We start from the raw sequence: 13,291 nt of genomic DNA on the forward strand, positions 1-13,291 counted from the left end.
CTCCCTTCAGAGGTTGAGCGGCGGCAGCAGGGCCGCGGGATCGGTCAGCCAGGCCCGCAGCAGCCCCCCGAGGCAGTCGGCGAGCGGCCCGGCCGGGGTGCGGGAGAGCGGGCTCCACGAGTAGTGGCCGTCGCCGAGGTCCACCCGGGCCAGGAAGCGGGCGACGCAGTCACGGTCGGAGTCCCGGCCGAGGCACTGGTCGGCCAGCACCACCTGGTAGGTGCTGGTCAGTTCGGGCAGCCCGCGGGCGGTGCCGGCGTAGCCGCCGATCGACCGGGCGTAGGCGGCCAGGCCCGCGTGCAGATCGGCCGCGGCCGGGCGCGCACCGAGCAGGTGCAGCACCCGGGCGGCCTGCGCGGTCGCGCTCGCGGTGGCCGTGCCGGCCGGGGTCGGCCGGGCCAGGCCGCCGTCGCGGCAGAGCGTCACGAACGCCACCACGCGGGCGGCGTCGAGGATGGTGGCGGGGTGCCCGCCGGTGAGGCGGTCGGCCAGCTCGACCGCGGCGGTGGTCGACACCAGATCCGATCCGCGGCCCAGCCAGTAGCCGAAGCCGCCGTCGGGGTTCTGCAGGTGTTCGATCCAGCGGCACAGCCGGGGCTCGTCCAGCTGCTGCCCGCTCGCCCGCAGCGCCTCGAACGCCCACTGCGTGCAGCGGACTTCCGCGCCCCGGCCCGGCATGTACATCACGCCGTCCTCGAACGGCAGCTGCGCGTCCCGCAGCCAGCGGGCCAGGCCGGGCGCGGGGGCCCCGGCCAGCACCGACGCGAACAGGCCTGCCGCGGTGGCGAGGCTGTCCCCGGCGGCGTCCGGGCTGCGGTAGGTGTACCCGCTGCCCGGCAGCCGGCACCGCGCGATCGCGCCGGCGATCGAATCCGCCTCCGCCCCGGAGATGGCGTGGCCGAGCGCGGTCAGCGCGCCGACCGCCGAGAAGCACGCCCAGACGTCCGAGCGGCCGTAGCCGGGCCAGCGCTCGTAGCCGCCGGTGGGCAGGCGCCGGTCCTGGATCCAGGCGATCACCCCGGCCCGGTCCGCCGGTTCCGCGCCGAGGACCCGCAGGGCGCGGACCGCCCGGAAGGTCGCCCACAGGCAGGCGTCCGAGCCGGGGGCGAAGCGGAAGCCGCCCCCGGGCGTCTGCTGCGCGCGCAGCCACGCCACGAGCCGGCCGGTCTGCCACGGGAACGCGGCGTCCGTCGTGGCCCGCCAGGCGTGGACGCCGTAGTAGCAGGCGCGGGCGTCCGACGGGCTCGAACCGGGCTGCCAGTTCAGGCCGCCGTCGGGACGCTGCAACGCGGCGAGCCAGCCGGCGAGCCCCGCCGCCTCCGGGACGGCGGAACCGGTGGCTTCGGCGAGCGTCCGGGTCGCGTAGTAGGTGGCCCACACGTCCGGCGGCTGGCCGGCGGTCATCGCGAAGCCGCCCTCGGCGGCGCGCGTGCCGTGCACCCACTCGGCCACGCGGGCGGGCTCGTCGACCGCTTCGCCCAGATCCAGCAGGGCCTGCGTGCAGTAGTAGGTGGCCCAGCCGTCCGACGCGAGACCGCGCTGCCAGGCGTGTCCACCGTCGGTGTTGCGGCGCGAGCGGACGAAGGCGGCGATGCCCTCGCGCCCGGCCGGGCTGCGACCGAGCCAGCGCAGCGTGCGGACCGCCGCGTAGGTGCACCACAGGTCGGCGTCGCCCTGGCGCAGGCCGCCGTCGGCCAGCGCCGGTTCCGGCACGGTCGCGGTCATCGGGCGCGCACCACGTTCGTGCGCTTCCAGTTCTTCTGGCTGCCACCGGCCTTGCTCACGGGGGGCAGCTGGCTCACCGCGACGACGTCGGTCCAGGTGATGCCCGCGTCGGCGAAGCGGCGGCTGACCTGCTCGGTCAGTTCACCGTCCGGCCCGGTGACGTCGACGTCCTTTTCCACCACCAGCCGGGCTCCGCCGTGGGCGTCGAGCTGGATGAGGTAGCCGGTGAGCCGCGGGTCGTCGTAGACCAGCGCGCCGACGCCGTGTTCGTCGAGCTGCACGCCGCCGACGGTGACCTGCTCGGCGCGGCGGCCGTGCACCCGCAGCAGGGGCAGGCCCAGCCCGCAGCGGCAGAGGTCGGGGAGGATGTCGGCCGCGTCACCGGTCGCGAAGCGCAGCAGGGGGCGGGCGTGGTTGTTGAGCGTCGTGGTGACCAGTTCTCCGGACTCGCCGGGCGCGGCCGGCACCAGCTTGTCCCCCCGCCGCAGCTCGACCAGGTGCCCGGATTCGAGCAGGTGCAGCCCCCCGTCGCCGCAGGTGGCCGCGATCGTGCCGGTCTCGGTGCTGCCGTAGGAGGCGTCGAACACCTTCGCCGACCAGTCCGCGGCCAGCTTCGCCCGCTGGCCGGGCAGGGAAACCTCGCCGAGCAGCATGACCGCCCGGACGCCGGCGGTGACGTCGGCGAGCGCCCCGGTGGTCTTCAGCACGCGCGTCCACTGGGTGAGCACGCCCGGCGCGCCGAACACGACGGTCGGGCGATAGCCGCGGAAGAGCCGGTCCAGCCGGTCGAAGTCGCAGATGCCGGTGGCGAACGGGTAGCAGCGCAGGAACGTGTGCCCCAGGTACTCGGCGACCGCGGCGACGAAGTCGCCGACCGGGGCGACGTCCGAGGGCAGCAGCGCGGCGACGCGGTCCGGCTCACCGGTCAGCACGGTCCGCCACAGGCTGCCCACCCCGATCACGTTCGTGATCGTGTCTTCGGCCGTCCGCGGGGTCGGCGTGGCCCGTCCGGAGGAACCGGAACTTTCGTAATACCCGATCGGCCCCTTGACCCCGGTCGCCAGGAAGCCGGTGGGATCGGCTTTCAGCTCGTCCTTTTCCAGCACGCCGACGTCTTCGAAACGCCGGTCCCGGATCGCGGGATCGGCCGCGTAGCGCGGCACCCGGTCCGCGCGTTCCCACAGCGCGGCCAGCTTCGCCCGCTGGATCCCGCGCACCACCAGCGGGTCGTAGGCGCAGCCCTCCAGCAGCTCCCGCTGGGCGTGCGCGACCTGGAACGCCTGGACCGCGGACAGCCTGTTCAACCACATGGCGAACGATCTCCAGTCGAGTGGGACGACCCGCGGCGACGAAACGCGGGAGCCGGGACGCTCCGGCCCGTCCACCCTCGCCCGCCGGCGGCGGCGCGCGCATGGGTGCAGCGCACCCAAAGAGTCGGCCCGGCCACCACCGGTGGGCCCGGAAATGTTTCCCGCAGTGACGAAACGATTTCGGGCCGTACGCACAATTGCGCCACCCAGGGGAAAGCCGGTATTTCTCCCCGCACGGCGAGCGGTTCATTACGTAGCATTCCCGCGGGGAGCGGACCGGCCGCGCGCGAAACCGTCGATCGCGGGTCCCGTACCGCAGGAGGGGTGGCAATGCTCATCGGACGGCAGGCGGAACTGGCCGGCCTGGCCCGGTACTTCAGCTCGGCGAAGGCGTCCGAGGGAGCGATGGTGGTGCTCGCCGGCGAGCCCGGCATCGGCAAGACGTCGATCGCGGAAGCGGCCGCCGAACACGCGCGGGCGGCGGGCATGGTGACCCTGCGGGGGCGCGCCGGTTCGACCGGTCCGGCGATCCCGTTCCGCCCGTTGGCCGAAGCGCTGCTTTCCCTGGCCCGCACCGAACGCATCCCGGACGACGAGACGCTGACGCCGTACCTGCCCGCGCTGGGCCGGCTGGTGCCGGACTGGGCCCGGCCGGAACCGCGGGAGACGTCGCTGATCGTGCTGGCCGAGGCGATCCTGCGGCTGACGTCGTGGTCCGGCCGCGACCGCGGCTGCCTGCTGGTGATCGACGACCTGCACTGGGCGGACCGGGAAACCCTGACCGTGCTGGACTACCTGGCGTCCAACCTGCGGGACCAGCCGGTGCTGGTGCTGGCCACCGTGCGCCTCGGCGCGTCCCCGGCCGCCGAGCTGGTGAAGACACTGGCCCAGCGCGGCGACGCGGTCCACCTGGAACTGGAACGCCTCGACCGCGCCGGGACCACCGAACTGGTGGCCTCGATCCTCGGCTGTTCGCCGGACGAGGTCGGCGAGCCGGTGGCCAAGCACCTCTACGCACAGAGCCGGGGAAACCCGTTCGCCGCCGCCGAACTCACCCGCTGCGCGTTGTCCACAAAGGATCTCGTCCGCCGTCCTTCGGGCTGGTGGCTGGTCGGCGGGACGCGAAGACAGGTGCCGCTCAGCATCGTCCAGGCGGTCGAGCAACGCGCCCTGCAGCTCGGCCCGGACGGCATGCGGCTGCTCTCGGTGGCCGCGATCATCGGCCGGACCTTCCCGCTCCCGGTGGTGCAGCGCTGCGTCGGGCTCGACGACCGCACGCTGCTCACGCACGTCCGCGCGGCGATCGCCGAACGCCTGCTCACCGGCGGCGACGGCACCCCCGGCTGGTACTCCTTCGAACACCCGCTCACCGAAGAAGCCCTGCTGTCACTGACCACCGCAGCCGACCGCGTCGCGCTGTCGAGCCGCGTGGCGCAGGCGATCGCGGAGCTGTACCCGGGGTTGCCCGGTACCTGGTGTCACCTGGCCGCCGACCTGCACCGGCGTGCCGGCGACCTGCCCGAGGCGGCCCGGCTCTACCTGGAAACCGCCCGCCGCGCCCTGCACGCCGGCGGCCAGGCCACCGCCATCGCCGTGCTCGACGACGCCCTCGGCATGCTGGCCGCCGGCCCCGGCGAACCGGCGTGGCGCGAGCTGCGCTGGGAGCTGCTCGAAACGCTGCTGACCGCCCTGGCCGAGGACGGCCAGTTCGACCGCGCCGCGGAGGTCGCGGCCGAGCTGCGGCTGGGAAATCCGTTGTGGGACACCGGGCACCAGGTCCGCCAGCACGTCCGGATGGCGTGGGCGGCGCAGGTCGCGGGCCGCTGGGAAGACGGCGTCCGCCAAGTCGCCGTCGCCCGCTCGCTCCTGCCGCCCGACGCGCCGGAATCCGACACGGCGGTGATCGACGTCGTCGACGCCCACATCACGGCGTGCCGCACCGGAGCGGACGCCGACCACGTCAGCCGCAGCGAAGCGCTGGCCCGGCGGGCAATCCGCGGCGTCGCCCCGGGCGACGACCCCGAGACCGCGTGCAAGGCCTGGTTCGCGATCGGGTTCAGCACCCGCAGCCGCTCGCTGGCCGAGTCCAACGAGGGCTACCGGCGCACGCTCGCGCTGGGCACCGAGCACCAGCTGATGACCTGGCGCAACCACGGCCTGATCGGGCTCGGCGGCAACACCTGGCTGGCCGACGGCGAAGGCACCGCCCTCGAATACGCCTACCGCGAAACCCTGCGCTCGGGGTGCATCACCCTGGCCACCAACGTGCACGCCAACCTCGCCTACGCCGCCGTGCTGCGCGCGGACTTCGAGGAGGCGGACCGGATCCTCACCGCGAGCCTGGCCGAGTGCGGGCGGCTGCGGCTGCAGTCGGTGATCCGCTACGCCCTGATGCTGCGGGCGGTCGCGGCCGCCCATCGCGGACGCCGTCAGGAAATGCGCACCGCACTCCGGGAATTCCGGGCCGCGGGCGGGGAAACGTCGCGTGAAGCGCCGCTGGCGAAAGGCCTCGCCGAGCTCTTCTGCGCACTGCTGACCGAAGATCGCGAAGGCGCGCGGGCGCTGGCCGCCGAGCTGATGGCCGACTACGGCGGCATGGAAACGTACTTCCACTTCTCCGGCACCTACGGGCTGGTCCCCCTGCTCGGCGCGGTGGACGGCACCGGCGATCCGGCCGAAGTGGAGCAGGCCGCCGCCTCACAGGTCGGGCAGATGCGCTGGAACCGCCAGTTCCTGGCGTTCGCCCGCGCGGTGCACCACGGCCGGGCCGGGCGCGTGGAAGCGGCGGCGGAGGCGGTGGACGCGGCCGTCGCCGATTCGGCGGTCTTCCCCACCGCCCGCCACCTGGGGCTGCGGCTGGTCGCCGAGAGCGCGCTCGCCGACGGCTGGGGCGAACCGGGTCGCTGGCTGACCGAGGCGGAGAACCACTTCCACGGCAGCATCGACGTCCTCGCCGGGGCCTGCCGGTCCCTGCTGCGCCAGACCGGCCGCCCGGTGCGTTACCACGGCTCGGGCACCGAGCGCATCCCGCCGAAGCTGCGCGGCCTGGGCGTCACCCGGCGCGAGTTCGAGGTACTGCAGCTGATGCCGGAGCGGCTGGGCAACCGCGCGCTGTCGCAGCGGATGCACATCTCCGTGCGCACGGTGGAAAAGCACGTGGCCAGCCTGCTGGCGAAACTCCAGGCGGCGGACCGGACGACGCTGTGCGAGTACGCCACCACCGTGCTGGCCGACTCCACACCCGGCTGAGCGAGCCGGCGAACGACGACGGCCCGGTCCGCGTGGACCGGGCCGTCGTCCGTGGGCGGTCAGCCGATGCCGACGACCGTGCTCGGGTCCCCCGCCAGGGCGGCGACGGCGAACGCGCCGACGGTCATCCCGGTCAGGACCGCCGAGCGCACCCAGGGCCGCTGCCAGGCGGGCAGCACCTCGGTGCCCTCGGCCTCGACCTCGGCCGGCTCCGCTGCGGGCTGGACGTCCTCGTGCATTTCTGGTGCTCCTTCCGGGTGAACATTTCTCTCTACCGTGGTACAAGAGCAGAATCGGGTTCCGGTGATACACCGGATGGCGTTTCCGGGGCCAGCAGGGAAATCGCCGGAACCCGGCCGGCGAATCCGAGCCGCAGCAGGCCGTGGCCGATCCCGGCGAGACCGTGCAGCAGACCCGGCGTGGGCACCGCGCCCGGGGTGCCGCACGCGAGCGCGCCCCGCGGCAGCCGGACCGGCTCACCGATGAGCCGGGCCGCGTCGAGCACGCCGAGTTCGCCGTGGCACGGCGAATGGTCGGCCGACGGCACCCGCTCCCGCAGCGCCGCCCGGAAGCGGGCGACCACCCGGGAACCCGGATCGGCGCCGGCGAGCACCAGCCCGGCCAGACCCGTGCACCAGCCGAGGCCGTCCACCCCGTCGCCGCCCGCGGGCGGCACGCGCCCGGCCAGCCGCAGTGCGTGGACGACCCCGGCGCGGCCGAACCGGAATCCCGCCGTGGGCAGCGGTGCGCTGTTTTCGAGCCGGTCGGCCAGTTCCGCCACGAGCGCGGCCGCGTCCGCCCGGGCCGGACCGGCGTGCGTGGCCGCCGACGCGGCGAGCAGGGTGCCTGCGATGCCGTCGCCGACGTCCGCCAGCTCGGTCGCCCGGGCCGCCACCGCGGCCGCCCGCAGGGCCGCGGGAACCAGCCCGGCGAACGCGCGGTCGTCGAGCAGCCCGGCCAGCCGACCGACGGTGTAGGCGAGACCGCCGAGCCCGCTGAACGCGCCGGGTCCGACGCCGGCCGCGAGTGCGGGATGCGCGTCGAGCAGCGCGATCAGGCCCGGCAACGGCCGGACCGCGCGGGCCGCGGCGTCGAGGAACCGGTCGTGCCCGCTGAGCCGGCCCAGCTCGGCGAGGAAGAGGGCCACCCCGCAGTAGCCGTCGCCCAGCGACGCGCCGAGCTGGCGCACGCACCAGCCGCCGTCTTCGGCCGGTTCGAGCGACGGCCAGTTGAGCCGCACGGCGTCGGTGCAGCCGCGGCCGATCAGGTCGTCGCCGACCGAGACGGCCAGGTCGAGCAGCCGCGCCGGATCGGGGCTTTCGACGCCGGCCGTGTGGCCGGGCGGCGTCGTGTGCGCGCCGGGCGGCGTCAGCGTGGCGATCGCGGCGCGCGCGAACCACAGCTGGGCGCGCAGGTCCCGCTCCCCCAGCCGGTCGATCCGGGCCCGCGCCGCGGTGAGGCCGTCGGTCTCCAGGACGTCCGGCAGCAGCGTGCCGGTGGTCGTCCGGACGTCGCGGCCGTCGACGTCCGCGACGAAGAACGGGATGTCGCCCTCCGCCAGGTCGGCCCGGGACGCCTCGGCGAAGCGGCCGAGGTACGGGTACGCGGTGACCTCGCCGAGCGCGGCGAAGGCCTGCTGCCGGCCGTCGATCTCGCGCAGGAACGCGGGTTCGGTGGACTCGCGCAGCAGATCGGCGTACCACTCGCTGGCCCGCGGGATGATCCGCAGCCCCGTCCCGGCGAACCGGTCGAGCCCCCGGGCCAGGACGTCGCGGTGCGCGGCGAGCCGCCGGTACCCGGCCCGGAAGCCGTCGACGAGGTCACCGCCGCGGGCCGCCGGATCGACGTCCGGTCCCGGCCGGTGGTGCCCGGCGGTGTACGGCGCGGGCCCCCGGACCAGGCGCATCCGGTCGGTGCCGGCGCCGGCCCAGCCGGGCAGGTCGTACGGGAACCACCCGGGCCGGGCACCGAAGGCGGACAGGTCGAGCCGTCCGTGCGGCCCGAACACCGGGCGCGGCAGGACGAACGTGTTCAGCACCGACGTCTCCACGGCCGTCAGCGCGGGATCGTGCCCGCCGTCGGTGTGCGGCGTCCACCGCGGCTGGAAGAGCGTTTCGACGTCGACGACCACGGGGTGCTCCCCCGCGGCCACGACGTTCTCCGCGTGGATGTCCGTCGCGCCGAGCACGTGCAGCAGGGCCAGCTGAGCCCCGAGGCGGCGGTAGTACCGGCCGACGTCCCCGGCGGGCCGCGCGCTGATGTACTCGACCCAGGCGTACCCGGGCCGCTCCAGCACCTCCGCCCGCCCCGGCGCGAGGGCACCGAGGATCGGGGCGAGGTCGGCGAGCAGCTCGTTCCACCGCGCGTGCAGCCCGGCCGGCCGCGGCCGGTAGATCACGCGGGCCCCCGAGGCGAAGCCGAGCTCGCACACCGTCCGGCCGTGGCCGTGAGCGTCACCCCGGCCGAAGACGACCGACGTGAGCACCCCGGTGTCCCCGCCGGCCGGCCCCGCCAGCGCATCACGGTCGTCGTCCAGCCGGGTGAGCAGCTCGGTCGCGGCGCCGACGGCGTTGTGCGTGACGGCCGTCAGCAACGCGTCCAGGCCCGGGTGTTCGGCCAGGACGTCCGCGAACGACACCCGCGCGACGAAGTCCGCGAACCTCGCGCGGGCGTCTTCACCGGCGAGTCCCTCGCGATCGGCCCGCAGCCGGGCGACGAGCGTCCGGGCGGCGAAGGAGCACAGGCGATCGCCGAGCCAGTCCTCGAAGCCCCGCACGACCACGGCCGGGGCGTCACCGAGCCGCCGGGCCGCGGCCTCGACGAGCGGCCGCACCACAGGCCGGAAGCACCGGGCACCCGCACCCGGCGAGTGCGCGGCGGGCGTTGAGGACCGCACTCGCGACATGGCCGCGAGCATGTCACCCACCGGAGTGCGGCACATGGGTGCGGCGTACCCAGAAAGCGGCCCATTGCGGACACCGGCACCGTTGTCCGGCAGGTCCTGCCCCTGGGTGAACGCAAACTGCCGTGCCGCATAGGGCGTTATACAGTTACCGAGGGATCAGGCGCACCCCGGCCTCCGGCCTGGGCTAGGAGGTGAGGAGCCGCTGGATCCGTTCGTACTCCGCCGACATCTCCGGGGTGGCGAGCATGTCGTCGAGATCGGCGTTCACCTGGAAGTCGACGTCTTCGATCGAGCGGATGGCCAGTTCGTAGAGTTCGCCTCGCCGTCGGCCCCGGAGGTAGGTGCTCCAGTGCATGAGCGCGGTTATCGCGGCGACGATTCCGTGGTCCAGGTCGTCGTCGGCGAGGATCCCCGCGTCGATCCGGGCGATCAAGGTCTCCAGTTCTCCGGCGTCGATGGTCAAGATCGACTCTCGGGCGCGGGCCAGCGCGGCCCAGGCGTCTTCGGTGAGTTCGTCCCGTCCCGCGTCTTCCACGACCTCGTCCCGGAGCAGCCGGGTGATCGTCGCGGCGCCGAACGCCTCGGCGCTCTCCTCACCCGCGGCGATGACGAGCTGCAGGATGGCTGCCTCCAGTTCCGGATACTTCACGCCCCGGACCCTATCGGTCCGCGGTGAGCACGGAGGCTGGTTGTCGGCTTTCGGGTCAGGGTTTGTGGCCGACTCCGGCCAGCATCACGGACTCGCTGGGGTCCGCGAAGTCGATCACGGGTGTGTCGGGGCCACTGTCCTCGGGGTGCCAGGACGCCGTCCACGTGACACCGGGCTCGAGCAGTGCGAAGTCGCCGAACAGCGCACCGAACTCCGCCTTCGACCGCAACACGTGTTTGCTGACGTCGTCGTCGTACATCCGGATGATCGCGTGCAGCTGGGCGGCGATCTCCTCGGGCAGTCCCTCGTGGGTGATCTGGGACAGCACCAGGTACGAGCCTCCCGGCAGCAGATCTCGGTACTGCGCGATGGCTTCCGGACCCACATCCCGGCCGTCGGGGCCGGTCTGCTGAACGTGCAGCACCGCGGTGACCAGCAGGGCCAGCGGCTCGTCGAGGTCGACCACGCCGGTCCGGGCCACAGCGTCCCAGACTCCTTCGGGATCACGCAGATCGCCGTGGATCACCGCGTGGCGGGCGGGATCGCCGTGCTGCTCCAGCAAGATCCGGGAGTGCGCGACCGCAACGGGTTCGTAGTCGATGTAGACGACCCGGGAGTCCGGTGCGACCTCGTCGGCGACCTGGTGCACGTTGCCCATCGTCGGAACACCGGAGCCGATGTCGACGAACTGCCGCACGCCCCGGGCCACCAAGTGCCGCACAGCGCGATGCAGAAAGGCCCGGTTGGCCCGGGCGCAATACATCCCGGCCGGAAACGTCGCCAGGACCTTCTTGCCGAACTCACGATCGATCGCCCAGTTGGCCGTGCCGCCGAGATACCAGTCGTACACCCGAGCCACGCTGGGGTGCTCCAGGTCCACCCCCGGTAAAGACTCCTCCGCCATGCCGCCTCCCCACCGTGTCGAGCCATCTTATCCCTGCCCGTGACGGCACTGATGGCCCCTGGGTGTCCACGCGTCGGCTATCGCCGAGCCCGAGCCGGTTGCGAATGGGCGGCAGGCGACCACGATCTCCCGACGTTTTCCGGAATCCCGGACGACCGCGGCAAATGATTTCGAATTGAACGGATCATGTCCCGTTGTCAACGATGTCAGCCGATCTTGTCCGGACAATTCTTTGTCATAGCCAGGTATTGCGCGGGACAGTACTATCTGGCGCGGCACCGCGCGGAAACCGTGCGACCCGGTCGCGGTTTCACCGGTGCTGCCAGGAAGAACCGGCAAGTCCGTCATGAACACGAGCACGTCCGGAACACGAGGGAAAGGGACGGAATGCGCAAGACCATCAAGTCGCTCGCCGTGCTGGCCGCCGCTGCCGCGCTTCCCCTGACGACGAGCGGTACGGCATGGGCCGACATTCCCTTCGACCAGCCGATCAATGGCCGCGCCACCTACTACAACGACGCCGGATTCGGCGCCTGCGGCACGCAGATCAACGCCGCCACCCAGCTGCTCGTCGCGGCGCCGGCCGCGTACTGGACGACCGCCAACCCGAACAACGACCCTCTCTGCCGGGGTGTGTCCATCCGGGTTTCGTACAACGGCCGGACCATCACCGTGCCCGTGGCCGACAAGTGCCCGAGCTGCGACAGCGCGCACATCGACCTCAGCGCGCCGGCGTTCGCCCAGCTGGCGGACCCCGGCCTGGGGAACATCCCGGTGACGTGGACGTTCGTGCGCTCGTGACTCCGTCGCCGGCCTCCGGCGGCACGGCCGGAGGCCGGCCCGCGGCGCACCCACCTCGTCGAACACCGGAGAAAGTGGTATGAACCAGTTCAGGAAACTCCTGGTCCTCGTGACCGTGGCCATCGCCGCCGCCGGGGGCCTCGCCGCCCCGGCGACGGCGGCCGGCACCAAGAAGGGCGTCAGCGCGGCCGCCTTTTCCGGCGTCACCACCGCACTCGGCGACGTCGGCGCGCGGTGGTTCTACACCTGGGCGGCGGACCCCCAGGGCATCACCGCACCGGCCGGGACGGAGTTCGTCCCGATGATCTGGGGCCGCGGCTCCGTCACCGCGGACCAGTTGCAGCGGGCGAAGGCGGCCGGCAACACCCTGCTCGCGTTCAACGAACCGGACCTGGCCGGCCAGGCGAACATGTCCGTCGAGACGGCGCTGGACCTGTGGCCGCAGCTGCAGGCGACGGGCATGCGGCTGGGCGCGCCGGCGGTGGCGTACGGCGGGGACACTCCCGGCAGCTGGCTCGACCGGTTCATGAGCGGCGCGGCCGCGCGCGGTCACCGCGTCGACTTCATTCCGCTGCACTGGTACGGCGGCGACTTCTCGGCCGCCGCGACCGGGCAGCTGCAGTCCTACCTGCAGGCGGTGTACAACCGCTACCACCTGCCGATCTGGGTCACCGAATACGCGTTGACCGACTTCTCCGGCCCCACCCCGCGGTACCCGTCCGCGGCCGAGCAGGCCGACTTCGTCAGCCGGTCCACGGCGATGCTGAACGGACTGTCGTTCGTCGAGCGCTACGCCTGGTTCTCGCTTTCGACGTCGACCACCCCGACCGGTCTCTACACGGGCACCACCCCGAACGCGAGCGGCGTCGCCTACCGGGCCGCCGGCTGATCCCCCACCCAGCAACGAACGGAGGTCGAACCCATGTTTTCCCGGATGAGCAGGCGGCTCTTCGCCGTTGCCGCAGCGATCGCGGTGGCGTCGGCGGTGAGTTCGCCGGCCACACCGGCCGCGGCGGCGGGCAACCACACCGTCACGTTCGTGAACCACTCCGGCCAGACGCTCTGGCTGGGCAGCACCGTGAACGCCGACCAGTCGGTCAACTTCGCGAGCCTGCCGACGCTGGCGGACGGGCAGACGGCGACCGTGACGGTGCCGGAAACATCGGCGCCCGGCCACTGGCGGGGCAAGTTCTTCGCGCGCCAGGGGTGCACGGGCACCTCCGGCCGGGATTTCCATTGCACGGTCGGCGACTGCGGCGCCTACGCCGACCACTGCGCGACCGGTGAACAGCCGGCCAGCCTGGCGGAGTTCAACTTCGACACCGCCGACGGCCTCGCCCCGTGGTACGACGTCAGCTACGTCAACGCCTTCTCCCTGCCGATCACGATCGAGCCGGTCAACGCGGCCGTGCCCCCGGGATCGGCTTCGTGCGGCTCGGCGGGCTGCCCGGAGAACCTGCTGTCCTACTGCCCGGCCGAAGACCGCCGCTACTCCCCGAGTGGCACGCTCATCAACTGCGTCAACCCGAACCGCGACGCCCCGACGAGCTACAGCGACGCGATCAAGTCGCATTGCCCGAAGGCGTACGCGTGGTCCAAACAGGACACCGAGCCGGGCAACCAGACGATGTACCAGTGCGCCTCCTGCAGCGGCTTCACGATCACCTTCCACGGCGGTGCGTGACGAAGGCCGAAGCCCCACCGCGGTGGCCGCGCTGGCACCGGCGCAGCCCCCGCGCCCGCCGGAC

General features: G+C 73.2%; 10 protein-coding genes. 4 read left to right on the plus strand and 6 right to left on the minus strand.

Translation table 11 applies throughout. The annotated features are described in order from the left end of the window. Window positions 1-6: 6 nt before the first annotated feature. Window positions 7-1,725, minus strand: a complete 1,719-nt coding sequence (locus tag QRY02_RS13850) for a prenyltransferase/squalene oxidase repeat-containing protein (RefSeq protein WP_285991927.1) — start codon at window positions 1,723-1,725, stop codon at window positions 7-9. Next, a complete protein-coding gene (locus QRY02_RS13855; protein ID WP_285991928.1) occupies window positions 1,722-3,035 on the minus strand; it encodes a phenylacetate--CoA ligase family protein in 1,314 nt (437 codons plus the stop codon). Before QRY02_RS13855 ends, QRY02_RS13850 begins: the two co-directional genes overlap by 4 nt. Window positions 3,036-3,365: 330 nt before the next feature. Here QRY02_RS13855 and QRY02_RS13860 point away from each other — a divergent pair, with 330 nt between their 5' ends. Continuing rightward, window positions 3,366-6,284 (plus strand): helix-turn-helix transcriptional regulator, encoded by a 2,919-nt coding sequence (locus QRY02_RS13860; RefSeq protein ID WP_285991929.1) that lies wholly within the window; start codon window positions 3,366-3,368, stop codon window positions 6,282-6,284. A 59-nt stretch (window positions 6,285-6,343) separates the two neighbouring features. Here the strand turns inward: QRY02_RS13860 and QRY02_RS13865 are convergent, their stop codons facing one another. The 4 genes from QRY02_RS13865 to QRY02_RS13880 all read right to left on the minus strand — a co-directional run bounded on the left by QRY02_RS13865 (window position 6,344) and on the right by QRY02_RS13880 (window position 10,742). Then, on the minus strand, window positions 6,344-6,523 hold the full coding sequence (locus QRY02_RS13865; RefSeq protein WP_285991930.1) for a hypothetical protein: 180 nt from the start codon (window positions 6,521-6,523) through the stop codon (window positions 6,344-6,346). Window positions 6,524-6,555: 32 nt separating this feature from the next. After that, window positions 6,556-9,189 (minus strand): type 2 lanthipeptide synthetase LanM family protein, encoded by a 2,634-nt coding sequence (locus QRY02_RS13870; protein WP_285991931.1) that lies wholly within the window; start codon window positions 9,187-9,189, stop codon window positions 6,556-6,558. A gap of 184 nt (window positions 9,190-9,373) precedes the next feature. Further along, window positions 9,374-9,838, minus strand: coding sequence for a hypothetical protein (locus tag QRY02_RS13875; protein WP_285991932.1), 465 nt, complete (start codon window positions 9,836-9,838; stop codon window positions 9,374-9,376). 55 nt (window positions 9,839-9,893) lie between these two features. Continuing rightward, complete coding sequence (locus QRY02_RS13880) at window positions 9,894-10,742, minus strand: SAM-dependent methyltransferase (protein ID WP_285991933.1); 849 nt, start codon at window positions 10,740-10,742, stop codon at window positions 9,894-9,896. A gap of 387 nt (window positions 10,743-11,129) precedes the next feature. Between QRY02_RS13880 and QRY02_RS13885 the strand changes: the two genes are divergently transcribed. The 3 genes from QRY02_RS13885 (at window position 11,130) to QRY02_RS13895 (ending at window position 13,227) form a co-directional block, all read left to right on the plus strand. Further along, complete coding sequence (locus QRY02_RS13885; RefSeq protein WP_285991934.1) at window positions 11,130-11,543, plus strand: cysteine/serine endopeptidase inhibitor; 414 nt, start codon at window positions 11,130-11,132, stop codon at window positions 11,541-11,543. Between the two features lie 79 nt (window positions 11,544-11,622). Beyond that, the gene (locus QRY02_RS13890; protein WP_285991935.1) at window positions 11,623-12,432 is read left to right on the plus strand and encodes a glycoside hydrolase family protein; all 810 of its coding nucleotides are present in this window, start codon (window positions 11,623-11,625) and stop codon (window positions 12,430-12,432) included. 45 nt (window positions 12,433-12,477) lie between these two features. After that, window positions 12,478-13,227, plus strand: coding sequence for a thaumatin family protein (locus tag QRY02_RS13895; RefSeq protein ID WP_285991936.1), 750 nt, complete (start codon window positions 12,478-12,480; stop codon window positions 13,225-13,227). Window positions 13,228-13,291: the final 64 nt, after the last annotated feature.

Origin of the sequence: Amycolatopsis sp. DG1A-15b (genome assembly GCF_030285645.1) — a bacterium.
In the GTDB taxonomy this organism is placed as follows: Bacteria; Actinomycetota; Actinomycetes; order Mycobacteriales; family Pseudonocardiaceae; genus Amycolatopsis.